Annotated in this window: 25 protein-coding genes; 10 read left to right on the top strand and 15 right to left on the bottom strand. The window is 67.6% G+C overall.

The window, feature by feature from the left end; all coding sequences use genetic code 11:
* Positions 1 to 62 precede the first annotated feature (62 nt).
* The 4 genes from IEV93_RS00710 to IEV93_RS00695 are packed head-to-tail and all read right to left on the bottom strand — an operon-like array spanning position 63 to position 2,914.
* The gene (locus IEV93_RS00710) at positions 63 to 923 is read right to left on the bottom strand and encodes a polyphosphate kinase 2 family protein (RefSeq protein ID WP_188485988.1); all 861 of its coding nucleotides are present in this window, start codon (positions 921 to 923) and stop codon (positions 63 to 65) included.
* Positions 924 to 927: 4 nt separating this feature from the next.
* Positions 928 to 1,767, bottom strand: a complete 840-nt coding sequence (locus IEV93_RS00705) for an SDR family NAD(P)-dependent oxidoreductase (protein ID WP_188485985.1) — start codon at positions 1,765 to 1,767, stop codon at positions 928 to 930.
* Positions 1,764 to 2,111 carry a DUF4873 domain-containing protein gene (locus tag IEV93_RS00700; RefSeq protein WP_188485983.1) on the bottom strand — a complete coding sequence of 116 codons (348 nt, stop codon included), beginning with the start codon at positions 2,109 to 2,111 and terminating at the stop codon, positions 1,764 to 1,766. Before IEV93_RS00700 ends, IEV93_RS00705 begins: the two co-directional genes overlap by 4 nt.
* Before the next feature lie 17 nt (positions 2,112 to 2,128).
* Positions 2,129 to 2,914, bottom strand: a complete 786-nt coding sequence (locus IEV93_RS00695) for a TetR/AcrR family transcriptional regulator (RefSeq protein WP_188485981.1) — start codon at positions 2,912 to 2,914, stop codon at positions 2,129 to 2,131.
* A 195-nt stretch (positions 2,915 to 3,109) separates the two neighbouring features.
* Here IEV93_RS00695 and IEV93_RS00690 point away from each other — a divergent pair, with 195 nt between their 5' ends.
* The 7 genes from IEV93_RS00690 (at position 3,110) to IEV93_RS00660 (ending at position 9,001) form a co-directional block, all read left to right on the top strand.
* A complete protein-coding gene (locus IEV93_RS00690) occupies positions 3,110 to 4,327 on the top strand; it encodes a DUF445 domain-containing protein (protein ID WP_188490265.1) in 1,218 nt (405 codons plus the stop codon).
* A 100-nt stretch (positions 4,328 to 4,427) separates the two neighbouring features.
* Positions 4,428 to 4,865, top strand: coding sequence for a helix-turn-helix domain-containing protein (locus IEV93_RS00685; protein WP_229704789.1), 438 nt, complete (start codon positions 4,428 to 4,430; stop codon positions 4,863 to 4,865).
* A gap of 78 nt (positions 4,866 to 4,943) precedes the next feature.
* Positions 4,944 to 5,615, top strand: coding sequence for a heparin-binding hemagglutinin (locus IEV93_RS00680; protein WP_188485979.1), 672 nt, complete (start codon positions 4,944 to 4,946; stop codon positions 5,613 to 5,615).
* A 115-nt stretch (positions 5,616 to 5,730) separates the two neighbouring features.
* The gene (locus IEV93_RS00675; protein ID WP_188485977.1) at positions 5,731 to 6,042 is read left to right on the top strand and encodes a DUF2516 family protein; all 312 of its coding nucleotides are present in this window, start codon (positions 5,731 to 5,733) and stop codon (positions 6,040 to 6,042) included.
* Between the two features lie 123 nt (positions 6,043 to 6,165).
* Positions 6,166 to 7,083 (top strand): AurF N-oxygenase family protein, encoded by a 918-nt coding sequence (locus IEV93_RS00670; protein WP_188485975.1) that lies wholly within the window; start codon positions 6,166 to 6,168, stop codon positions 7,081 to 7,083.
* 45 nt (positions 7,084 to 7,128) lie between these two features.
* Positions 7,129 to 7,914 (top strand): MerR family transcriptional regulator, encoded by a 786-nt coding sequence (locus IEV93_RS00665; protein ID WP_188485973.1) that lies wholly within the window; start codon positions 7,129 to 7,131, stop codon positions 7,912 to 7,914.
* A gap of 16 nt (positions 7,915 to 7,930) precedes the next feature.
* Positions 7,931 to 9,001 (top strand): alpha/beta fold hydrolase, encoded by a 1,071-nt coding sequence (locus IEV93_RS00660; protein WP_188485971.1) that lies wholly within the window; start codon positions 7,931 to 7,933, stop codon positions 8,999 to 9,001.
* A 21-nt stretch (positions 9,002 to 9,022) separates the two neighbouring features.
* On the opposite strand, the gene deoC is transcribed toward IEV93_RS00660, so the two are convergent.
* The 8 genes from deoC to IEV93_RS00620 all read right to left on the bottom strand — a co-directional run bounded on the left by deoC (position 9,023) and on the right by IEV93_RS00620 (position 15,345).
* On the bottom strand, positions 9,023 to 9,712 hold the full coding sequence (gene deoC / locus IEV93_RS00655) for a deoxyribose-phosphate aldolase (protein ID WP_188485968.1): 690 nt from the start codon (positions 9,710 to 9,712) through the stop codon (positions 9,023 to 9,025).
* A gap of 55 nt (positions 9,713 to 9,767) precedes the next feature.
* Positions 9,768 to 10,010, bottom strand: a complete 243-nt coding sequence (locus tag IEV93_RS00650) for a hypothetical protein (protein WP_188485966.1) — start codon at positions 10,008 to 10,010, stop codon at positions 9,768 to 9,770.
* An 87-nt stretch (positions 10,011 to 10,097) separates the two neighbouring features.
* Complete coding sequence (locus IEV93_RS00645; protein WP_188485965.1) at positions 10,098 to 11,582, bottom strand: cryptochrome/photolyase family protein; 1,485 nt, start codon at positions 11,580 to 11,582, stop codon at positions 10,098 to 10,100.
* A gap of 7 nt (positions 11,583 to 11,589) precedes the next feature.
* Positions 11,590 to 12,597 (bottom strand): LmeA family phospholipid-binding protein, encoded by a 1,008-nt coding sequence (locus IEV93_RS00640; protein WP_188485962.1) that lies wholly within the window; start codon positions 12,595 to 12,597, stop codon positions 11,590 to 11,592.
* Between the two features lie 67 nt (positions 12,598 to 12,664).
* A complete protein-coding gene (locus IEV93_RS00635; protein WP_188485960.1) occupies positions 12,665 to 13,474 on the bottom strand; it encodes a carbon-nitrogen hydrolase family protein in 810 nt (269 codons plus the stop codon).
* 10 nt (positions 13,475 to 13,484) lie between these two features.
* Entirely contained in the window at positions 13,485 to 14,189 is a 705-nt protein-coding gene (locus tag IEV93_RS00630) for a class I SAM-dependent methyltransferase (RefSeq protein ID WP_229704787.1), read from the bottom strand.
* 117 nt (positions 14,190 to 14,306) lie between these two features.
* On the bottom strand, positions 14,307 to 14,816 hold the full coding sequence (locus IEV93_RS00625) for a DUF2505 domain-containing protein (RefSeq protein WP_188485955.1): 510 nt from the start codon (positions 14,814 to 14,816) through the stop codon (positions 14,307 to 14,309).
* 25 nt (positions 14,817 to 14,841) lie between these two features.
* On the bottom strand, positions 14,842 to 15,345 hold the full coding sequence (locus IEV93_RS00620) for a DUF2505 domain-containing protein (RefSeq protein WP_188485953.1): 504 nt from the start codon (positions 15,343 to 15,345) through the stop codon (positions 14,842 to 14,844).
* A gap of 26 nt (positions 15,346 to 15,371) precedes the next feature.
* Between IEV93_RS00620 and IEV93_RS00615 the strand changes: the two genes are divergently transcribed.
* Together IEV93_RS00615 and IEV93_RS00610 are read left to right on the top strand one after the other, a co-directional pair.
* Positions 15,372 to 16,460 (top strand): UDP-N-acetylmuramate dehydrogenase, encoded by a 1,089-nt coding sequence (locus IEV93_RS00615; RefSeq protein WP_188485951.1) that lies wholly within the window; start codon positions 15,372 to 15,374, stop codon positions 16,458 to 16,460.
* A 50-nt stretch (positions 16,461 to 16,510) separates the two neighbouring features.
* On the top strand, positions 16,511 to 17,824 hold the full coding sequence (locus IEV93_RS00610) for a L,D-transpeptidase (protein WP_188485949.1): 1,314 nt from the start codon (positions 16,511 to 16,513) through the stop codon (positions 17,822 to 17,824).
* Positions 17,825 to 17,831: 7 nt separating this feature from the next.
* Here the strand turns inward: IEV93_RS00610 and IEV93_RS00605 are convergent, their stop codons facing one another.
* On the bottom strand, positions 17,832 to 18,590 hold the full coding sequence (locus tag IEV93_RS00605) for an SDR family oxidoreductase (protein WP_188485947.1): 759 nt from the start codon (positions 18,588 to 18,590) through the stop codon (positions 17,832 to 17,834).
* A 148-nt stretch (positions 18,591 to 18,738) separates the two neighbouring features.
* Here IEV93_RS00605 and IEV93_RS00600 point away from each other — a divergent pair, with 148 nt between their 5' ends.
* Positions 18,739 to 19,521, top strand: coding sequence for a transglutaminase-like domain-containing protein (locus tag IEV93_RS00600; protein WP_308690695.1), 783 nt, complete (start codon positions 18,739 to 18,741; stop codon positions 19,519 to 19,521).
* Positions 19,522 to 19,595: 74 nt separating this feature from the next.
* On the opposite strand, the gene otsB is transcribed toward IEV93_RS00600, so the two are convergent.
* Positions 19,596 to 22,154: a trehalose-phosphatase gene (gene otsB, locus IEV93_RS00595; RefSeq protein ID WP_188485943.1), complete on the bottom strand. Its 2,559-nt coding sequence runs from the start codon at positions 22,152 to 22,154 to the stop codon at positions 19,596 to 19,598.
* A 63-nt stretch (positions 22,155 to 22,217) separates the two neighbouring features.
* Complete coding sequence (locus IEV93_RS00590; RefSeq protein ID WP_229704785.1) at positions 22,218 to 23,717, bottom strand: alpha,alpha-trehalose-phosphate synthase (UDP-forming); 1,500 nt, start codon at positions 23,715 to 23,717, stop codon at positions 22,218 to 22,220.

Raw genomic sequence — 23,717 nt, 5'->3', positions numbered from 1 at the left:
GCCAGTCGGATCGTCAGCAGTTTGTGTCGCTCAGCGATACAAACTGCTACGGATTCGGCGCGTCAGCTCTCGGCGAGGCGCTTCTTCTCGTGTTCGACGTCGAAGTCGGGTTCCGGCCACTCGAGGTCCAATGCCTCCAGCGCCTCGATCAACAACTCCGTGATCGACAGGCGCGCAAACCATTTGCGGTCGGCAGGGATGACATACCAGGGAGCATCGTCGTTGTCGGTGCGATCGAGGACGACCTGGTAGGCCTCCTGGTAGGCCGACCAGAACGCCCGCTCGTCGATGTCGGACGGGTTGTACTTCCAGTACTTGTCCGGCCGGTTCAGCCGTTTGGTCAGTCGCTCGCGCTGCTCGTCCGGCGAGATGTGCAGCATCGCCTTGATGACGGTCGTTCCCTCGGCGGCGAGCTCACGCTCGAACTCGTTGATGACGTCATACCGCTTCTGCCACTCCTGCTCGGGCACCAGGTCGTGAACACGCACCGCCAGGACGTCCTCGTAATGCGAGCGGTCGAAGACCCCGATCTGACCGGGCGTCGGCAACTTCGCGCGGATCCGCCACAGAAAATCGTGCGCGAGCTCATCCTCGGTGGGTTTGCCGAACGTCGCGTGTGACACGCCCTGCGGATCGACCATGCCCACGACGTGCCGGACGATGCCACCCTTTCCGGACGTGTCCATCCCCTGCAACACCAGCAGGATGGAACGTCGGTCGCCGCTGCGGCCGTGGGCGTAGAGCCTCTCCTGCAGCGCCGCGAGCAGTTCACCACGCTCCTTGAGCAACGCCTTGCCGTCGGACTTGTAGCCGTCGAAACCCGGTGTGTCACGGGGGTCGACGTCGGTCAGACGGCCCATCGACGAAGCGCGCAGGGTGGTGGTGGGTGCCGCCGGCGGTTCGGCGTCGCTCGATGAGGCCATCGGGTCAACCTACCGGTCCGAACAGACCTCCACCGCCGAATGGCTCGCGGTGTGAGTCCGGTTGGCTGCCATCGTCGTTGGTCAACCCGTACGCCATACCGGCTTCGGAGCTGATGACCGTCGACCCGTTGTGTGTCGCCAGGTCGGGATCGGCGGCCAGCGCATCGATCACGCGTCCGACGAACGTCGGGTCCTCCGCGCGTTCGAGCGAGAACCCGGCGAACTCGTCGATGCCGAGGGACAGGAGCAGCTCGGTGCGGATGAGCCCGAGCCACAGACTGATCGCCGACACCCCGGTGCCGTCGAGTTCGTGGCCCATGTCGAACGACATCTTGTCCAGCGCGGTCTTGCTCATCCCGTAGAGCACCGAGTGCAGATGCCCCCGTGATCCGAACGACGAGATGTTCACCAGCAGCCCGGAACCCTGCGGGACCATGATCTGAGCGGCGTGGACCGACGCGACGTAGTGCGCCCGCAGACCCACCTCGATCAGCGTGTCCCAGTCGGAGATCGGGCGCTGCCAGAACCTGTCGCTGAAGCCGCCGAAACCCCGCGGTGCGGCCCAGACGTTGTTGACGAGCAGATCCAACCGCGACTCGTCGGCGCGGATGCGGGCGAAGACCTCGGCGACCTGATCGTCGTCGACGTGATCGCAGGTCACCGCGTGTGCGCGACCACCCGCGGACCGGATGTCGGCCGCGACCCGGCCCAGGGGATCGTCGGGGTCGGTCCCGCCGCGCCCGGTGAGATAGACCGTCCACCCGGCCGCGCCCAGTGCGACGGCCACACCGCGGCCCACGCCACGGCTGCCGCCCGTCACCAGGGCGACCCGGTGGTCGGTCACCGTTCCACGTCGTCGGGGAGCTGTGCGAACGGGGGAGCGCCCACGCCGGTCACCACGTGACCGCCGAACGCGTCCTGGGCGGCGAGCAGTCCGTCACCGGCGCCCCGAGGGGTCGCGATGTGGACATCGGTCCCGTCGGCGACCGGCGGGTCATCCGGGTCGGATGCGGCCGTCAATCCGCGAATACGGCCCTGCCACACGAACTTCCCGGCGATGGGATCGAAATGGCCGACCAGCTGCACCGGCACCTCGACGGGTCGACGCCCGGCGACGGTCACCGTGGCGGGACCGGAGTAGCTCCCCGCGTCGTCATCGTCGTGGCCGGACTCATCGGCATCGCTCATGTAGGGAGACTAGATGCTCACGGCGCATCGGAGGGGAAGTGCGGCAGCGGGTGCTCCTGCGCGTTGAACAGTTCCGCCGACCCGCCGACCTCGGTGATGCCGACGAACGAGGTCCACACCAGCATCGTCAGGTGGTTGATGAGCGCCTCCTGCGACACGCTGCGCTCGACCATCCACCAGTGGGTGGCCAGCTGCACCCCACCGACGAGGGCGTACGCCCAGGTCTCGAAGCCGCTCGTGTCGAGGTCGCGGTCGGACAGACGATCGGTCATCGCATAGGAGACGACCTGGGCGATGAGTTTCTCCGAGTCGGCGAGCACCTTCGGGGAGGCGTAGTTCGAGCTGGTGACGAACGCGTAGATCTCGGGCTCGTCGGAGATGGTCTGCACGTACACCGAGATGACGCCGCGGGTCATCGTGAACTCGTCGACGTCCTCGACCAGCGTCTCGGTCAGTCGGGGCAGCAGCGTGATCTCGATGAACCGCACCATCGCCGCGGTGTTGAGGTCGTTCTTGTCGGTGAAGTAGCGATAGAGGACCGTCTTCGACACCCCGATGTGGGCGGCAATCTCGTCCATCCCCACGTCGGCGCCGAGCACCCGCACCGCCTCGAGGGTCCCGTCGACCAACTCGGTGCGCCGCTCCTCCTTGTGCTGCGTCCACCGCTGCTTGCGGCCGTCGGTCTTGCCGTTCGTCTCGGCGGGGGCGGTGGCGCGCAGAGCCGCCTCCAGTCCCTTCGTCGCATGCGCGGCCGCGGCCACTGCGGCGCGAGCGGCGGCGGCTGTGGTGTGACGGGCTGGCATGACGCAAGAGTATCGGTGGTCACGCTGCACGACGACGTTGCTGCCGTCAGGGCCGATTCGGGTAAGACTGGACGGGTGAATCCGACCCATGTCCAGGAGCGCGACACCGCTGTGTCGCCCCCGCCGCCGAACACGCTCGGCGGCCTCAGCGGTGGTAACGCCGCCGACGACGAACGCCGTCGTTCGCTACGCAAGATGAAGATCGTGGCCACCGGACTGCTGGTGTTCGCCGCGTGTGTCTACCTGTTCACCCGGTGGCTCGAGGATCGCGGTGGCGACGACACCGCGGGCTGGGTGGCCTACGTCCGGGCGGCCTCCGAGGCGGGCATGGTCGGCGCGCTCGCCGACTGGTTCGCCGTCACCGCCCTGTTCCGCCAGCCCCTCGGACTCCCGATCCCGCACACCGCACTCATCCGTCGCAAGAAGGACCAGATCGGCGAGCAGCTCGGCGATTTCGTCGAGCAGAACTTCATGACCCCGTCGGTGATCGAGGGGCAGGTCTCGAAGCTGGAACTGCCCCAGCGCGTCTCGCGGTGGCTGGCCGATCCGAAGAACTCGCCGCGGGTCAGCGCGGAGGCGTCGCGCGCCATCGGCCTCGCCGGTGAGATGCTCGCCGACGACGACATCGAACAGTTCATCGTCGCAGGCATGCGCTGGATGGCCGAGCCGCAGTGGGGCCCGCCGGCGGGCCGTGTCCTCGAGTCGCTCATCGAGGAGAACCGGCTCGCACCGGTCATCCAGATGCTGTGCGACCGCGCGCACGACTGGGCGCTGGGCAGCCAGGGCCTCATCGACAGGGTCATCGACAAGGACGGGCCCACGTGGGCACCGAAGTTCCTCAACGCGGTGGTGGGGGATCGCATCCACCGCGAACTCGTCGACTACACCGACAAGGTGCGCACCGATCCCGACCACGACATCCGTCGGGCGATGAACGAGTTCCTCGAACAGTTCGCCCAGGACCTGCAGCACGACCCGGACACCATCGCCCGACTCGAGCAGATCAAGGAGGAGTTCATCGGCCGCGACGAGGTCGCCGGCGCGGCCTCCACCGCGTGGCGCTCGGCCAAGGCGGTGCTCGGCCAGGCTCTCGACGATCCCGACAGCACGCTGCGCTCGAACCTCGCCGACGCCGTCATCAAGGTGGCCACACGCGTCAGCAACGACGAGCCGCTGCAGGCCAAGATGAACATGTGGACCGTGCGCGTGGCCCGACACGTCGCGAACAACTACGCGACCGAGATCGTCTCGGTGATCACCGAGACCGTCCGAGGGTGGGACGCCGAGGACACCAGCCGCAAGATCGAGCTCCAGGTCGGCCGCGATCTGCAGTTCATCCGTATCAACGGCACGGTCGTGGGCTCGCTCGCCGGCCTCGCCATCTACACGGTGTCGGTGCTGCTGTTCTCCTGAGATGTGGCGTCTACCACTTATGACGGGGAAAATTAGCTGACTGCTTGCATTTGCTAGCACTCGTCCGAATACTGGACATCGGAACCAGAGGAGGTTACCGATGAAGCCAGAGGCGGTTGATCCCACGGAGAACACGTCAGATGACGTCGACCTCGAGGAAGCAGCCAGTCGAGCGGTCGCAGGCGTTGCCAGTGCCGCACTGGACATCGGTGGATTCATCCGGTCTCAGCGGGTCGCCGCGGAGGTGTCGCTGCGCCAGTTGGCGGAGCGCGCCGGCGTGAGCAACCCGTATCTCAGTCAGATCGAACGAGGGCTTCGCAAGCCCTCCGCCGATGTGCTGGCGCAGATCGCCAAGGGTCTGCGCGTGTCGGCCGAAGTGCTCTATGTACGCGCCGGCATTCTCGAAGAACGCCCAGCCAGCCCTGTGCGCGACGCGTTGCTCGTCGATTCGGCGATCAGTGAGCGACAGAAGCAGATGCTGCTGGAGATCTACGAGTCGTTCTGCAGAGAGAACAGCTCGGACTCCGCGAAGTCCTAGCAGCACATGGCTATTCGAGAATCATCGGTCGCGACCACCGCGCCGACATCACCAGATCACTCACATGAGGGAGACATCATGAGCAAGTCAGACCGTAACTTCGCCACCCCGATCTTCGCCGCTGTCGGCGCGGGCGACCTCGCCCTGCAGCAGGTCAACGAGGTCCTCAACCAGCTCCGCGAGCGCACCGAGGCGGCTGCCGAGACCGCGCAGACCCGCATCGAGGAGACCCGCGAGCGCCTGAACTCGCTGCCCGAGGACGTCCCGGCCGGCATCGACGAGCTGCGCACCCGCTTCACCCAGGAGGAGCTGCGCAAGGTCGCGGAGGCCTACATCGAGGTCGCCACCGGCATCTACAACTCGCTTGCCGAGCGTGGCGAGGAGACCGTCGAGCGCCTGCGTCAGCAGCCCGAGTTCCAGGAGAACGTCTCGAAGGCCGAGAAGGCCTACAACGAGGCGATCGACCTGACTGAGGACGCGCTGGGCACCATCTCGTCGCAGACCAAGGCCGTCGGTGAGCGCGCCGCCAAGCTCGCGAATCTCGCCTCGGGCAAGGTCGCCGGCGCCGCGGGCACCGTCGAGGCCAAGGGCCGTGGCGCCAAGGACTCGCCGGCCAAGAAGCTCGAGGAGCTCAAGAACGAGCCCGTGACCTCCAAGAAGGCCCCGGCCAAGAAGGCGCCCGCCAAGAAGGCCACCCCGGCCAAGAAGGCTCCGGCCAAGAAGGCCCCGGCCAAGAAGGCTGCGAAGTAAGACCCTCGCACCCTGCTCGACCCCGTGCCCCCGCGACTCCACAGTTGCGGGGGCACCGTCGTGTCCGGTGTCAGTGGACGCCGGTGTCCGCCGATGTCCGATATAGACTGCGCGCGTGAACTTCGTCTCCGTACTCGACTACTCCCGCAGCTTCTTCGTGCTGATCCTCACCGTGATCGCCGGCGTCGCGGCACTCGTCGCACTCATCCACGCCGCGATCCAACGTCCCGATGCGTTCCCGGCCGTCGATCGTCAGAGCAAGGTGATCTGGGTCAGCATCCTCGTGGTCGCGACCCTGTTCCTGTGGCTGTTCGGACTTCTCGGCATCTTCGGCATCATCGGGATCGTCGCCGTGCTGGTCTACCTGGTCGACGTCCGTCCCCGCGTGGACTCGATCCAGAACAAGAAGTGGTTCCGCAAGGTCTGACACCCCGATATGACAATGTTCGTTGTCGAAATACCTTGACATCGAGCAGTGTCATGTTGCATCGTTGATTGACAAGGTTTTTGTCGTCGACGACGGGTCATCCGGCCCGCATAGGAGTGCACGATGACCATCGCTGAACCGCTCACCCGGCTCGACAAGGTGTCCGACCGCCAGGATGTCGCGCGTCGTCTGCTCGCGTCGTCGGCACGGAAGTCCTACGACCCGCTGATCGAGGTCGACTGGGAAGCACCCATCGACCACGAAAGTTTCTACGGGATGACCCCCGAATGGTGCAGCCTCTACGGCACCGAGATGTGGGATCAGATGACCGAGGCGCAGCGCATCACGCTCACCGAGCACGAGGCCGCCAGCATCAGTGCGACCGGTATCTGGTTCGAGATCATCCTCATGCAGATGCTCATCCGCGACGCATACAAGCAGGACCCCGCGTCGCCCCACTTCCAGTTCGCGCTGACCGAGATCGCCGACGAGTGCCGTCACTCGACGATGTTCGCCAAGGCGGCCGACTACTTCGGCATCCCCAACTACGAGCGCCCGAAGTGGATCAACTTCCTGAGCCGTCCGTTCAAGGCGCTGGCCTCGGGGTCGCTCGCCTTCGGTGGCACGCTCGCCGCCGAGGAGATCCTCGACATGATGCAGCGCGATTTCATGAAGGATCCGCGCGTCCAGCCGGTCACCCGCACCGTGAGCAAGATCCACGTGCTCGAAGAGGCCCGCCACATCCGCTTCGCCCGCGAGGAGACGGTCCGCATCGCGGCTGACATGAGCCCGATCCGTCGGCACATGACGCGCCTGATGCTCGCGATCACCGTCTACATGGTCGTGTTCTGCCTGGTCAACCCCAAGGTGTACGAGGCGGCCGGGCTCGACAAGAAGGCCGCCGTCAAGGCCGCGCGTCGCAACACGTTCTACAACGACCGCAAGCGCAACGGATGCGCCAAGACCGTGTCCTTCCTCGACGAATGCGGTCTCATCGGCGGTCCGGGCAAGCTTCTGCTGCGTCGCGGCGCGATCATCTGATCGCCGCGTACGAGAACGCACGACGTGCGCGCATAGAATCGGCCGGTGGCTGAATACCGGATCAACGAGCTTGCCGACATCTCGGGTGTCAGTGTCCGAAACATCCGGGTGTACCAGGATCGTGGTCTGCTGCCATCTCCCAAGATCAAGGGGCGGACCGGGTGGTACTCGCAGGAGCATCTCGTCCGGCTGAACCTCATCTCCAAGCTGCTCGACCGCGGGTACACTTTCGCGACGATCAGCGAGTTGTTGCTGGCCGCGCACTACGGGATGAAGGTCGAGCACGTTCTCGACGGCGAGCCCAAGGGCGGCCGGTGGCGGACCTTCAAACGGGCCGCGACCATCACCATGACCGAACTGCGCCGCACCATCGGCGCCACCGACACCACCATCGCGATGAGTCAGCGACTCGGTCTGCTGGCCAAGGAGGGTGCGCAGTACGCGATCAAGAGCCCGGAACTCCTCGAGGGCGCCGAGGTGCTGGTCAAGGCGGGTATCGATCTGGAGTCGCTGCTGCGCAAGTGGGAGCGGGTGCAGAACGATCTCGACGACGTGGCCGACAGCTTCGTCGCGATCATCACCGACAAATACTTCGGCGAGGACGGGCAGCTGCTCGACCTCGAGGAGAAGGAGGTCGCGAAGGCCGCCCACCTCATCCGGACGGTGCGGCCGATGGCGCACGAGATCGTGCAGTCGGCCTTCCGTCGCGCGCTCGACCGGAAGATCTCGATCGCGATCGGCGAGGCGTCGGAGATACTCGAGGGCGACCACGGCGAATTCGACGCTCAGCTCGACATCGCGCCTGACGGCAGCGGACCCCAGACCACCTGACGAGAGGCACGACTCCATGACCAGGTCCAGCAAGGCACTCACCGGGCTCGCCGTCGCCGGGGGTGTCGGCGTCGGCGCGGTCGGGATCGGCGTCGGCACCATCCTCACCGCCCTGGTGCGCTCCGCGCTCACCGCCGCCCCGCCGGTCGACGACGGCCCCGATCATCTGCTGGACCGGCCGCGCGCGACGCCGGAGCGGATCGCCGTGCGCGCCGCGGACGGCAACCCGATCAACGTGCTCGCCTACGGGCCGGCCGACGGCGATCTGATCGTCGCCGCGCACGGATGGACCTGCAACACCCGGCACTGGTGGGCGCAGATCAACGACTTCGCCGACACGTGCCGCGTCGTCGTCTACGACCAGCGCGGTCACGGTGAGACCCCGCTCGGCAAGACCAAGCTCAGCACCGACCTGCTCGGATCCGATCTGGAATCGGTTCTGCAGGCGGTGGTCCCGGCGGATCGGCGTGCCGTCATCGCCGGCCACAGCATGGGCGGGATGTCGGTGCTCGCGTGGGCCGCCAATCACCCGCAGAGCGTGGAACGGTTCGCCCGGGGCGTGGTGCTCACCTCGACCGCCGCGGTCGAGATCATGCAGAACCTCGCGGTCATCCCCGAGGGGTTGCCGCGGTTCACCCGCCCACTGGAGTACGCGGTGGGCCGGATGATCGCGACGACACCGATGCCGTTGCCGCACACCACCGTCTCGCCGAAGATGGCGCAGTACATCGCGTTGAACACACAGGCCCGACTCGCGCACGTGGAGTTCTGCGACCGCATGATCTCCGAGTGCCCGGCCGTCGCGCGGGCGCGATGGGGTGCGGCCATGCTGGACCTCGACGTGTGGCAGGGCGTCCTCAACCTGACCGTGCCCACCGCCGTGGTCGTCGGCACCGACGACCGGCTCACCCCACGCAAGCACTCCGACGCGATCGCCGCGACGTTGGAAGAAGCCGGCCACCTGCACGAGTACCTCGTGCTGCCGCACACCGGACACATGAGCAACATCGAGGAGCACGACGCCTACGACCGGCTGCTCACCGAGCTGCTCGAGAAGACCACCGACAGAGCGCAGTTCATCGCCTGACGGCTCGGCGTGACGGGGCGGTCAGACGTCGTCGAACCCGTCGAGTACCGCGCGCGAACCCGACAACCCCAGCCGGGTGGCGCCGGCGGCGATCAACTCGGCCGCGAATTCCGCGGTCCGGATGCCGCCGGAGGCCTTGATGCCCACACGTCCGGGAACGGCGGCACGCATCAGTCTCACGGCCTCGACGCTCGCCCCGCCGCAGGGGTGGAATCCCGTCGACGTCTTGACCATCGACGCACCGGCGGCGGCCGCCTTCACGCACACCTGGGTGACGCAGTCCGGGCCGCTGAGCTCCAACAGCGCGGCGGACTCGATGATCACCTTGAGCACCACCTCGGGGCCCACCGCCTCGCGCACGGTCAGCACGTCGGCGAAGATCTCGTCGTAGTGTCCCGCCACGGCGGCACCGACGTCGATGACCATGTCGACCTCGTGGGCGCCGGAGTCCACGGCCAGGCGGGCCTCGGCCGCCTTGACGAGCGAATGGTGTTTGCCCGACGGGAATCCCGCTACGACGCACGTCGCCTGATGGCCGGTGTCGATGGGCAACATCGACGGCGAGAGGCAGACCGCCGCGACACCCAGTTCGGCGGCCTCGGCGACCGTGGCGTCGGCGTCGGCGCGGGTCGCCTCGGGCTTGAGCAGGGTGTGGTCGACGATGGCCGCGACCTGCCGGCGGGTGTATTGCGAGGTGATGGACTCGGTCATGCCCACGAGCGTGGCACACCGACGCCCGAGCACACCGACGCGCCCTGCGTGAGCGTCAGGTCCGGGTGCGGGCCGTCCGGGTGTCTCGCAGCAGCGCGTTCACCGCGAACAACAGGGTGCCCGCCACCAGAGCGGAGAACCCGGCCGCCAGAATCCAGTGCTCCAGCGGGTATTCGTGCCGCGGGCCGTGGTCGACGGCGGTCGAGTAGAACAGGGTGACGGCGAAGACCGCCACCGCGGCGTACAGGACACCGGCATAACTGACGATCGCGACCGCGGCTCGGTTCTGCTCAGGCATGATCATGCGCACCTCGTCTCGCCCCTGTGGGAACTGTGGCCGATCGTACGCGCGCCGCTGCGTCGACGTAGGCGTTCGGCGACCACGTCAGAACACCTCCCGGTGGGCTTCCTGCTCGAGCACCGCGTCGAGATCGGAGAGACGGTTCATCGTCGAGACCGCGCGTGCGGTGCGGTGATTGGCCGAGAGCATCTCCCGGTGCCGGTGGGTGAACGCCCAGTACCCGGCGGTGAACGGACAGGCGTCGTCGCCGACGCGCTTTTTCGGGTTGTACTCGCAGGAGCGGCAGTGGTCGGACATCTTGTTGATGTACGCGCCGCCGGATGTGTACGGCTTCGTGGCCATCAGGCCCCCGTCGGCGTGCTGACTCATCCCGATGACGTTGACCGGCATGACCCACTCGTATCCGTCGACGAAGTGGGCGCGGAACCATTCGGTCAGCTCGGCCGGATCGTAATTGCGTTGCAACGCATGGCTGCCCAGGATCATCAACCGCGGGATGTGGTGTACCCACCCGCGGTCCCGGACACCCTCGAGCGCATCGGACAGGCACCGTGCCGTCACGGCGTCGGCGTCGAGGTCGCGGAACCAGTCCGGCAACGGCACGTGCGCGTCGAGTGAGTTCTTCGTCATGTAATCGGCGCCGAAGTGCCAGTAGAGATGCCAGATGAACTCGCGCCAGCCGATGATCTGGCGGATGAAGCCCTCGGCGGCGGCGAGGTCCACGTCGCCGTTGCGTGCGGCGTCCTCCGCGGCGTGGACCACGTCGAGGGGATCGAGCAGCGACAGGTTGAGCGGCACCGACAGCAGCGAGTGCGACATCGTCCAGTCCGCGCCCATGATGGCGTCCTCGTAGCGTCCGAACGTCGCGAGCCGCTGGTCGATGAAGGTGCGCAGGGCCTCGTTGGCCTCGTCGGTGGTCACCGCGAACAGGCGCGGTCCGTCGGCGCCGGACCACTCGATCTCGAGGGCGTCGAGGTCGGCGCGGACCTGCTCGTCGATCTCGTCCTCGGTCGGCCACCAGGGTGGGTCGACCCCGAGGGTCTCGGACTTCGGCGGTGACTCACGGTTCTCGTGGTCGTAGTTCCACGTCCCGCCCGCAGGTCGGTCGCCGTCCATGAGGATGTCGAAACGGCGGCGTTGCTCCCGATAGAAGGTCTCCATGCGAAACGACGACGCCGTGCCCGCCCAGGTCTCGAAGTCGTCCCGGGAGAGGGCGAACGAGGGGTTGGGCAGCACCTCGGCGACGAGACCCTCCTCGACGAGGGCGTGCACGAAGTCGTGCGCTGCCCGCGAGGTGGGTTCGTGCACGACGACCGGCCGACCGAGTTCGACGAGCGCGTCGCGATATCCCTCCGCCTGCCACAGTTGGGCTCGCTCACCGAGTTCGGCCGCGAGGTGTCGCATCCCCGACAGCAGCAGGTGCGCCTTCTGGCGGTGTCCGCCGCGTCGACGCAGCGCCGCGGTCGACTCGATGAGGATGATGTCGCGGTCGGCGTGCTCGGGGGCCGAGTGGATGTGGCGCCCGAGTTGATCGGCGAAGAGCCACAACGGCTCCGGCTTCGAGGTCATGACCGCATCAGATCACCGTGCAGGTGGTCTGGCCCTGCGACCCCGACGTCGAGCCCGATGTGTTCTGGTCGAGCGGCACATCGGTTCCGGTGACCGCGAAGTCGACACCGGTGGGGGTGACGGTGAGCTTGTCGATCGAGAGCTGATCGAACAGGGGCGGGAACAGCGACTTCGACACCCCGTCGACGAGGGTCTGCGCGAAGTTCGACGGGATGCCGAACACGAGGGCGCTGGCCTTGACCACCTGGAAATCGATCTTGCCGCCGGTGGTGACGGGCTTGATCTCGGTGCTGACCGGGATGGAGATCAGCCCGGCCACGCTCACGCCCGCGTTGACGGTGATGGTGCCGCTCGACGGGTCGCCGGTGAGGCTGTCCAGCGTGAAGTCGCCGAACAGGCCGCCGAGGCCGGTCGAGGGCTGCTGGCTCTGGGTGGTGTCGGTGGACTGCTGCGAGGACTGCTTGCTCAACTCGACGATGCGGGAGAACGGGACCGATCCGGTGGCGGCGAGTCGGCCGATGGTCGAGCCGTCGGAGATGCCCTTGATGTTGTCGGCGCGGCCGTGCAGCGAGATCGCCGATCCGTCGTCCCCGGAGGTGTCGATCTGGACGTAGGGGACCTCTTTGGTGGCCGCCTGCAGCAGCATCGGCTTCTTGCTCAACGACACCGACGCCGACGACCCGGTCAGTTCCGTGAACGACTTCTCCAGGCAGTCCTTGGTCGCGTTACGCAGGTAGAGCTCGCTGCCCACCCCGGCGACGACCAGCACCAGCACCAGCACGAGAGCGCTGATCGTGACGATCATCCCGACGCGGCGGCGCGGCTTCGCCGGTCGCGGCGGGTCCCCCGCGGGCTGTGACGGATCGTCGAACCCGGTTCCGGGCGGAGGTGGACCCGACGGCGGGCCGTATCCGGGTACGGCGGGGTACTCCGTTCCCGGGGGAGCCTCGAACGGCCGGGTCTGCGAGTAGGCCTTGGCGGTGGGGGCGTCGTCGTTGTCGTTGCGCTCATTCATCGCCCTCGATTCTGCCTGCCCATGTTGTGCCGATCGTGAGACTTCTCTGAAACCTCTGACCGCGACGTCAGACGTGCAGCATCTTGTTGTCGAGCACCGCGATCGTCGACCGGGCCTTGTTGACGCGGTCGAAGTCGAGTTCGTGCAGGTCCAGGTGCTCGTCGTCACCGTATTCGGCGAGTACGTCCCCGAACGGGTCGACGAGCAGCGAATGGCCGATCCCGGTCGGCGCGGCGGAGTCCGCGACACCGGGATCCGGCGGGACCGGTTGGCCGACCGCGGCGACGATGGTGCTGCTGTCGAGTGCACGGGCCTGGGCCAGCACCCGCCACTGCTGCTGCTTGCCGGGGCCGGCGCCCCAGGATGCCGGGACGACGATCAGTTCCGCGCCGGCCCGCGCGAGGGTGGTGAACAGTTCGGGGAAGCGGATGTCGTAGCAGGTCGCCAGGCCGACGGTGTGTCCGCCGACCTCGATGACCACCGGGGTCGACCCGGGCGCGACCGTGGCGGACTCGCGGAACCCGAACGCGTCGTAGAGGTGGATCTTGTCGTAGGAGGTCACCGTTCCGTCCGGCGCGGCGGCGATCAGCGTGTTGCGCACGCGTCGGCGACCGTCGAGGGTGTCGGCCGGGGTGAACATCCCCGCCACGATCGTCACGGCCGACGTGGTGGCGGTGTCGCGGACGCCGGTGGCCCACGGACCGTCGAGGGGTTCGGCGATCGGGTCCAGCGACACCCCGAACCGGCACATCATCGCCTCCGGGAACACGACCAGATCGGCACCGTCGGCCGCGGCCTGCTCGGTCCGTGCACGCAGCAGATCCAGGTTGGCGGCGGGATCGGTCCCGCTCGGGACCTGGGCCATCGCGATACGCATGCATCCGATTCTACGGTCGGACGGGCGCGACGACCTCCCACGGGACGGTCAGGACGTTGTCGCGCAGGCGCCTACGGGGCAGCTCACACGGCACGCCCTGGGCGTGCAACGCGGTCCGGGCGTGCTGCCACCGCACACGACGGCCGTAGGCCGCGTACGGTGCCGCGGAATCCCAGCACCGATCGGCGGCGGTCAGCAGATCGTGGATCGGGGTCCCCGGCACGTTGTGGTGGATCAACGCCTTGGGCAGTCGGGGCGCGATGTCGGACGGTCGGTCGGTGTGCTCGGGGTCCCAGGCCAGGGTGAGCGAGCGCGGCCCGTCGGCGTCGAGGAGGATCCAGGCGCACCGACGGCCGATCTCATCGCACGTGCCCTCGACGATCAACCCGCCGGGAGCCAGACCGGACTGCATGCGCGCCCATGCGGGGCCGACCTGCGACTCGTCGTACTGTCGCAGGACGTTGAACGCGCGGACCAGGTGCGGGCGCAGTCCGGCGAGTTCGAAGCCGCCGCGGGCGAAGCGCACCCCATCGCGGTCGTCGACCACGCGGGCGGGGTCGATCTCCAGGCCCACCAACGTCGTTCGCGGTGCCACCGCCCGCAGTCGGCGTGACATCTCCACCGCGGTGTCGGGGCGGTCGCCGTAGCCCAGGTCCACCGCGAGTGGATCACGGTGCGAGCGAAGGAGTTCGACGATCTCGGCGCGACCGGCCATCCACCGGTCCACGCGACGGAGACGGTTGAGGTTCGTGGTGCCCCGGGTGATCTGGCCCTCCGGGGATGAGGCTGTCCGTACGGACCCGTCGGGACCCACGCGAACCCAGGTGGGAGGTCAGCTGTTCTTGGCGATCCAGTCGGCCGTGAACTCCGCCTCTCCGCGGAACAGGTCGACGAGGTTCACCAGGATGAGCTGCTCGAGTTTGCCGTTGACGAACGGGACGTAGACCTTGACCTCGGTGGTGCGTCGCAGGGTGCACCCGGTGTCGGTGGGGAACAGTTCCTGCACGCCGGACACGTTGCCCGGTCCCGCCGGGATGCCCGCGCTGTAGGTGCCCTCGGTCTTCTCCGGGTTGTACGGCCCGAGGAACTCCTTGCGGGTGATGATCATGTCCTTCTTGATCACCGCGCTGGCGATGGCAGGCAGGTCGGATTTGGGGAGCGTCTGCACGAGGACGATGTCGACACCGTTCTCGTCGACGACGAATTTGTCGACGTCGGACTGCGGGGTCAGCTTGCGGAACTCGACCATCTGGTCGTCCCAGAACTCGCGGCTGGACAGTGCCGAGTAGACCTTCTCGGTTGGATGCTCATATCGGGCTGAATAACTGAGACGGCGCGCCATGGTGGTTACCGTACCGCCCGGGCGATCAGCGGTGCTCCTCGTGCCACGCAACGGTGAAGTCGCGCTCGGCGTCGAAGAGATCGGTGAGGTTCGCGGCGATCATCTTCTCGATCTTGCCGCCGACCAGGGGGATTCGGACAGTGACCGTGCCGCTGAACTCGACGGTGGTCTCGTCGGCGGTGCCCGAGGCGTTGATCGTGCCGCGGACCGTGGCCGGGGCGCCCGACACGACGGCGTCGAACGTCCCGGTGGTGTGGTCGGCGTCGTCGAATGTGAGCTCGACCCCACGGTGGATCGACAGGTCGCCGGAGATGAGGCCCGAGACCGCCGAGGGCAGCTTGTCCGACGGGATGCGCTGGATCAGGTGGATCTCGGCGGCCGTGTCGGTGATGTCGGTGGATTCCAACTCGCCGGGAGCATCCGGGGTGCCGACCGCGAGGGTCGCCCAGTACTCCGGGTCGGAGAGCGCCGCGACGTACGCGGACATCCCGAACGGGCAGGTGATCGTGTGCCGCAGCTTCGTCGCCATGATCTGCAGACGTTACCGTTGGGTCCGTGAGCCCCGAACGCGCCTCCGCGGACAGCCCCGGTCAGCCGGTGTCGCTGTCGCAGCTCACCACCCTGCGCCTCGGCGGTCCGGCCCGCGCGTTCGTACGTGTGACCACCGCTGATGACCTCGTCGCGACCCTCACGCGCCTCGATCGCGCCGGTGAACCGGTCCTGCTCGTCGGCGGTGGATCCAATCTGGTTGTCTCCGACGACGGTTTCGCCGGGACCGTCGTGCAGATCGCCAACGACGAGGTCCGCTACGACGTCGGTTCGGACGGCTCCCCGCGAGTGGTGGCCGACGCCGGGGCCGGCTGGGATGCCGTGGTCGCCGACACCGTCGACCGGAACCTCGGCGGTCTCGAGTGCCTGTCCGGGATCCCCGGGGCGGTCGGGTCGACGCCGGTGCAGAACGTGGGTGCGTACGGCGTCGAGATGGCCGACGTGCTCGACGGCGTCGAGGTGCTCGACCGCACCGACGGCACCCTGCGGTGGATCACCCCCACCGAGCTCGCCCTGGCCTATCGGACCAGCGCGCTGAAGAACCATGACGACCGCGTCGTCGTCCGGGTCGCCATGGCGCTGACCGACGACGGACTCAGCGCTCCCATCCGCTACCGCGAACTCGCGCACACGCTGGGGGTGGAGCAGGGCGAGCGCGTCCCGGTCGCCGTCGTCCGCGAGCAAGTGCTCGCGCTACGGTCCGGCAAGGGGATGGTGCTCGACGCCGATGACCACGACACGTGGAGCGCGGGGTCGTTCTTCACCAACCCGATCGTCACCGACGATGATCTCCCTCACATCCTGGCGGCCATCGCGACCCGGGTGGGCGATGTGCCGGTCCCCCGATTCGCCGCCGAGGGAGGCATCAAACTGTCCGCCGGGTGGCTCATCGAGCGAGCCGGGTTCTCCCGCGGATACCCCGACGAGACCTCTCCTGTACGCCTGTCCACCAAGCACACCCTGGCCTTGACCAATCGTGGCGACGCCACGACCGAGAATCTGCTCACCCTCGCCCGCCAGGTGCGCGACGGTGTCGAGGCCGCGTTCGGGGTCCGGCTCGAACCCGAGCCGGTGCTGGTCGGCTGCCGCCTGTAGGCCCTTCGGCCGAGACGGGCACCGTAGATCACCAGGTAATGTCGATTTACATGACCAGTAGTGACCCAGTGCGGTTGACCCGGCGAGGAGCTCTCGCGGCTTTGGCCGTGGGCGCTGTCGGCGTGACCGCCGCAGCCTGCAGCAAGAGCGACAACGGTGGTTCGACCACCGGCGCCGCCGCGTCGAAGAGCGCCGAGCCGACCGCGGAGATCAGCTACCTGCCGAAGTTGGACTCCGACGCCAACCCGAGCCCGACGGCCGAGTTCGCCGTCAAGGTCTCCAAGGGGCAGTTGAACCCGGACGTCAAGCTCACCAACGCTCGCGGCAACGTCGTGACCGGCGCGTTGTCGGAGGACCGCTCGACGTACACCGTCACCGAGCCGCTCGGTTACGGCGGCACGTACACCTGGTCCGGTTCGGCAACCGGCGAGGACCGCAAGGTCGTGCCCATCGAGGGCACCGTCACCACGCTGACCCCGCAGGAGCAGGTCAACGTCGTGGTGAACGTCGCCGACGGCCAGGAGGTCGGCATCGCCGCGCCCCTGATCCTGAAGTTCGACTCGACCGTGACGGACAAGAAGGCCGTCGAGCGTGCGCTGAAGGTGACCACCACGCCGCCCACCGAGGGCAGCTGGGCGTGGCTCCCCGAGGACAACGGCTCACGTGCGCACTGGCGCAGCAAGGAGTACTTCGCTCCGGGGACCAAGGTGTCGATGAAGGCATCGTTGTACGGCCTCGACCACGGCGACGGCGCCTACGGTGCGGCCGACGTCACCAGCGATTTCGTCATCGGGCGTGCGCAGATCGTCAAGGCTGACGCGAATTCGTTCAAGATCGATGTGATGCGCGGCAGCGACGTGCTCATGACGCTGCCCTGCAGCTACGGCAGCGGCGATCTCGACCGCAACGTGACGCGCTCGGGCATCCACGTCGTCAGCGAGAAGTACGAGGACTTCGCGATGTCCAACCCCGCGGCCGGTTACTTCAACGTCCGCGAGCGGTTTGCTGTGCGCATCTCCAACAACGGCGAGTTCATCCACGCCAACCCGGAGACGATCGGTGTGCAGGGGGCGTCGAACGTCACCAACGGTTGCATCAACCTGTCGCTGGACAACGCCCAGCAGTACTTTGGCGTCGCGGTCTACGGCGATCCGGTGGAGGTCACCAACACCCGGATCCCGCTGTCGGAGGCCGACGGAGACATCTACGACTGGACGTTCTCGTGGGACGACTGGAAGTCGATGTCGGCGCTGGAGGGCGAGGTCGTCAGCTCGAGCGCGCCGGCGACGCCGTCGAATGCGCCGCAGTTGTCCGGCACCCCTACCTCGACCCCGCAGCCGGCCCGTCAGGGGCAGACGGGCTGATCGGGCTCTACCCGGTCTTGACGTTGCGGCGGGCGCTGGCCTGATCGCGCGGCTTGAGCAGGATCTGGTCGAGGTTGACGTGCGGCGGGCGTGAGGCCACGAAGCCGATGACCTCGGCGACGTCGTCGGCGGTGAGCGGGGTCAACCCGTCGTAGACCGCGTCGGCCCGCTCGGAGTCGCCGTCGAACCGCACCAGCGAGAACTCGGTCTCCACCATTCCGGGCAGGATCTCGGTGAATCGGACGGGTTGCCCGATCAACTCCAGCCGCAGGGTGCGGTGCAGGACCGCCTGCGCGTGCTTGGCCGAGGTGTATCCGGCGCCGTTGTCATAGGCCTCGATCGCCGCGATCGACGTGACGGTCACGACGAGTCCGTCGCCGGAGGCGATGAGCGCGGGCAGCAGCGCCTTGGTCATCCGCAGTGTGCCGAGCACATTGGTCTCCCACATCCAGCGCCACTCGTCGAGGTCGGCGTCGGCCACCGTGGACAGTCCACGAGCGCCACCGGCGTTGTTGACGAGGATGTCCACAGAGTCGAGCTGGGCGCAGAACCGGGCGACGGAGTCGTCGTCGGTGACATCGAGTTCGATGGCGCGACCGTTTATCGATTCGGCCACCGCGGTGAGTCGGTCGAGTCTGCGGGCACCGACGACCACCTCATAACCCTGTGCGGCAAGCGTTCTCGCCGTGGCCTCGCCGATGCCCGAACTGGCGCCGGTGACGACCGCGACGGGTCGGGGGTCGGACGGAGTCGATGTGTCGCTCATGTCCACGAGTTTACGGTTGCCGTCTGTGCGCCTTAGGCTTAGGCCCACAGGCGCCTTGAAGCAGTTCGAGGACCGCCGTATCGCAGGGTTTCACCGACGGTTAGGGCGCCGACCGCGTATGGGCACAATCAAGCGTGACGTTTCATCGATGATGGACATCTGGGTGGACTCGGCCACCGAACTCGAACTGCAGGTCACCGTCGCTCGTCTTCCCGGCATGGAACTCGTCGAGACGCTGTCGGTGTCGGTGAACGGCAGCTCGGTCACCCCCGAGGAGATCATGGGGGAGGCCGGCACCCGGATCCACCGACTGAACGTGGAGCGCGGCAACGTGCTCGTCCAGTACTCCGCGGCGGTCAACGCCCCGGCCGATCCTGTCGCGGTGCAGGTGGGTGAGCGGTCGCTGTACCTGCGTCCCAGTCGATACGCCGAGGCCGACAAGTTCTTCGGTTACGTCTCAGCGGAATTCGACCTGTCCAAGCCGCCGATCGATCTGCTCTACGAGGTGTCGCGGTTCGTCGCGGCCCGCCTCAACTACATCCCCGGTGCCAGCGACCCGATCGACGGCGCCGAGGACACGTTGCTGGCCAACGCCGGTGTGTGCCGCGACTTCGCCCACCTCGTGGTCGCGCTGCTGCGCGCGCTGAACATCCCGGCCCGTCTCGTCGCCGTGTACGCACCGGGCTGTGTGCCGATGGACTTCCACGCCGTCGCCGAGGCGTTGATCGACGACAAGTGGCTGGTCGTGGACGCGACCGGACTGGCCCCGCGTCAGGCTCTGGTCCGCATCGCGACCGGTCGCGACGCCGCCGACACGGCGTTCCTCGACAACCACTCGGGCAACATCACCCTGAACAACTACGAGGTCATCGCGACCGTCGACGGGGACCTGCCCATCGACAACGGCGCCGACCACATCAGCATCGGCTGAAATCGTCCGATATACGGGCCGTCGAGGGCAATATGCCCTCGACGGCCCGTATTCCGGACGATCTCGGTGGAGGGTCAGGCTCCGAGAAGGGCCGCGCAGCGCAGCAAACCGATGTGGCTGTAGGCCTGCGGGTGGTTGCCCAGGGACCGTTCGGCGACGGGGTCGTACTCCTCGGACAGCAGGCCGGTGGGGCCGGCGGCCTTGACGAGCTGGTCGAACAGCGCCTCGGCGTCCGAGCGACGGCCGATCAACAGGTACGCCTCGACGAGCCACGCGGCACACAGGTGGAAGCCGCCCTCGCCGCCGGGCAGGCCGTCGTCGTGGTGGTAGCGGTACACGGTTGCGCCGCTGCGTAATTCGGCTTCGGTGGCCTTGACCGTCTGAGCGAATCGCTCGTCGGTCGGGTCGATGAGCCCGGACAGCCCGATGTGCAGGGTGGCCGCGTCGAGGTCGACGCCGTCGTAAGCGGCGGTGAACGACTTGGCCGAGGCGTTCCAACCCTGCTCGAGAACCTGCGCCGCGATCACGTCGCGCAGCACCGACCAGCCCGGTTCGACCTCACGCCCGAAGCGCGCGCCGATGCTCAACGCGCGGTCGACGGTCAACCAGCACATGACCTTCGAGTAGACGTGGTGGCGCGGGTTGCCGCGGATCTCCCAGATCCCGTGGTCGGGCTCGAACCACCGACGTTCCACGGCCCACACCATGTTGGCGACGAGATCCCAGTCGGCGTCGGTGAGCGGGGTGGCCAGGCCGGATGCGGCGCGGGCATCGGCGAGGTGCCCGATGAGTTCGACGATGGGGCCGAACACGTCGAGCTGGACCTGCTGATTGGCGGCGTTGCCAACACGGACCGGCCGCGATCCCGCGTATCCGGGCAGCGAGTCGATGATCGCCTCGGGTGGCAGACCGCCACCGGCGAGCGTGTAGAGCGGGTGCAGCCACTCGGGTCCGTTGACCGTCCCCAACACCCGGTAGAGCCAGTTCAGATAGCCCTCGGCCTCGGCGTGCGAGCCCACCGACACCAGCGCGGACGCGGTCATCGCGGCGTCACGCAGCCAGCAGTACCGGTAGTCCCAGTTGCGGACGCCACCGATCTCCTCGGGCAGCGAGGTGGTGGCCGCGGCCATGATCGACCCGGAATCGGCGTGCACGAGTCCCCGCAGCGTCAGTGCCGACCGCTTCATCAGGTCGGGCTTGAGGCCCGGCAAGGTGAGGCGGGAGACCCAGTCGCTCCAGTAGGTCTCGGAGAGTGCGCGGCGTTGTCCCTCGCTGCGCTCCTCCTCGCCGATGTAGTCGGTGCCGCAGCGCAATTCGAGGACGATTGGCCCGTCGGACGGATCGACGACGGCGGTCGCACGCTGGTAGAAGCGATCGGTGTCGATGCTCCAGGTGACACCCGGCGACCGCAGCACGATCGGCTCGTTCGAGCCGAGCACCCGCAGACCCTCGTCGACGGCTTCGAGCTGGACGCTGGCCTGACCGAACTCCGGACGCGGCGCGAACTCCACGAGCGTCGGCACGGTCCCGGTGACCACGCGCATCAGATCGGTGCGGCCAGGTGCGACATCGTGCGGCAGGTAGTCGATGACCTCGAGCCCGGCCCAGCGGGTCTGGATGGTCATGGTGCCGTCGACGTAGCGCTGGCTCTGCGGCAGCGGCGGGCGCCGATCACCGTCGACCCACGGCCGCACACCGAACTCCCCGGCGTCGACGGTGCCCAACAGGCTGGCGAACACGGCGGCCGAGTCCGGCTCGGGATGACACATCCAGCAGATCTTGGCGTCCGGCGTCATCAGCGCGACGGTGCGCGGCGACGCGAGCATCGACAACCGCTCGATCGGGGCGGCGTTCTCCCCGCGCAGCCAGGCGCGGCGCTCCTCGTAGAGGAAGGCCAGGGCGGTCGCGACGTCGTCGGTGGTGGACACGCGGTAGGTGGCGAGGGTGTCGCCGTCACCGACCTTCACGCCGAAGTCCGGCCCGTGCAGCCGGCGGAAGGCCTTCTCGTCGGTCACGTCGTCGCCGAAGAAGATGGCCGCGCCCGCGCCCGCCTGATGACGCAGGATGTCGAGCGCCTGGCCCTTGTCGGTGCGGATGACGGCCAGTTCGATGACCGACTTGCCCTCGGTGACCTGCACCCCGTCCCAGGACGCGGGCCCGACGCGCACGCGATGGACGGCGGCGTCGGCATCGGTGGTCGACGCGTTGCGGACGTGCAGTGCGGTGCTCGCCGGTTTGGTCTCGACGGTCACACCGGAATAGTCGACGGCGATCGCACGCAGTTCGGTGATCACGGTGTCGAGGAGCTCGGTGGCCTCGGGGCTGATCTCGTGGACGAAGCCGATGTCGAACTCGCTGCCGTGGCTGCCGACGAGGTGGACCTCGGCGGGCAGTCGGGAGAGGGTGGCCAGGTCCCGCAGCGCGCGGCCGGAGATGACCGCGGCGGTGGTGGAGTCGAGGTCGGCGATCGCCCGCATCGCCCGGACCGAATCGGGATTGGGTCGGGCGTCCTCGGGTCGCGACACGATCGGGGCCATGCAGCCGTCGTAGTCGGAGGCGACGAGGAGTCGAGGCGTACGCGCGATGTCCTTCAACGCGCGACGAAGTTCCGGTGCTAGATCTTGGGCACTCACCCGGTGAGTCTAGAGCGAGAAACCAGGTACCCGTCCAATCGAGCGCACCGGGTCAGCGATCAATCACCCGTCGACGATGTCGACGCCGCGATTGGCGCTCGACGCGGTCTCCTGCGTGCTGCCGAGTGCCCCCAGGAAGCTCTTCGCCCACCGGCTCACATCGTGTGCGAGAACCTGCCTGCGCAGCGCTCGCATGCGTCGTCGACCTTCCTCGTCGTCCTGGTTCACCGCGGCCATGATCGCGTCCTTGACGCCGTCGAGGTCGTACGGGTTGGCCTGGTACGCCGACCGCAGTTCGGCCGCGGCACCGGTGAACTCGCTGAGCACCAGGGCGCCACCGAGGTCGCTGCGGCAGGCCACGTACTCCTTGGCCACCAGGTTCATGCCGTCGCGCAGCGGCGTCACCAGCATCACGTCGGCGGCGACGAAGAAGGCGATGAGCTCGTCGCGGTCGACCGGCCGGTGCAGGTACTGGACGACCTGGTGTGCGACCTCGCCGTAGGTGCCGTTGATGTTGCCGACGAGTTGCTCGATACCGGCGCGCATCTGGATGTAGCTGTCCACGCGCTCGCGGCTGGGGGTGGCCAGCTGGATCATCACGGTGTCCGACGGGTCGATGCGTCCCTCGGCCAGCAGCTCCGACAGCGCCTGCAGGCGGACGTCGATGCCCTTGGTGTAGTCGAGACGGTCGACGCCGAGCAGGATCGTCGACGGATTGCCCAACTCGGTGCGGATCTCGGCGGCCCGTGCCCGGATCTTGCGCGACCGGGACTCGGCGTCGAGAGCGCCGGAGTCGATCGAGATGGGGAACGCGCCCACACGGACGTGTCGGAACCCGACCTGGACCACACCGAACTTCGAGCGCACCCCGACCGTGCCCTTCGACGTCGCCTGGCCGGCGAGTCGGCGTGCGAGGTAGAGGAAGTTCTGGGCACCGCCGGGCAGGTGGAATCCGATGAGGTCGGCGCCGAGCAGCCCCTCGACGATCTCCGTGCGCCATGGCAGCTGCATGAACAGCTCGACCGGCGGGAACGGGATGTGCAGGAAGAACCCGATCTTGAGATCGGGACGCAGCATGCGCAGCATCTTGGGTACCAACTGCAGTTGGTAGTCCTGGATCCAGACCATCGCGCCGTCCGAGGCCGCCGCTGACGCGGCCTCGGCGAAGCGCCGGTTGACCTCGACGTAGGCGTTCCACCATTCACGGTGGTACTCGGGTTTGACCAGGACATCGTGGTAGAGCGGCCACAGGGTGGCGTTGGAGAAACCCTCGTAGTACTCGTTGATCTCGGATGCGCTGAGCGGGACCGAGATCAGTTGCAGGCCGTCGACGACCGGGTTGTCGTGCGAGTCGGGGACGCCCGACCAGCCGACCCAGGCGCCGGTCTGTGACCGCAGGATGGGCTCGAGGGCGGTGACGAGACCGCCGGGACTCCGCTTCCAGCGGATCGAACCGTCGGGGAGTGTTTCCTTGTCGACCGGGAGACGGTTGGCGACCACCACGAAATCCGCCGTGTGCAACTCATCGGGGTCGATCTGGAGGTCGGTACCGGTCGAGCTCAC

The organism is Williamsia phyllosphaerae (assembly GCF_014635305.1).
GTDB lineage: Bacteria > Actinomycetota > Actinomycetes > Mycobacteriales > Mycobacteriaceae > Williamsia_A > Williamsia_A phyllosphaerae.
The sequence above is the reverse complement of the archived record's forward strand: the minus strand, read 5'-3'. Positions and strand labels throughout refer to the sequence as shown.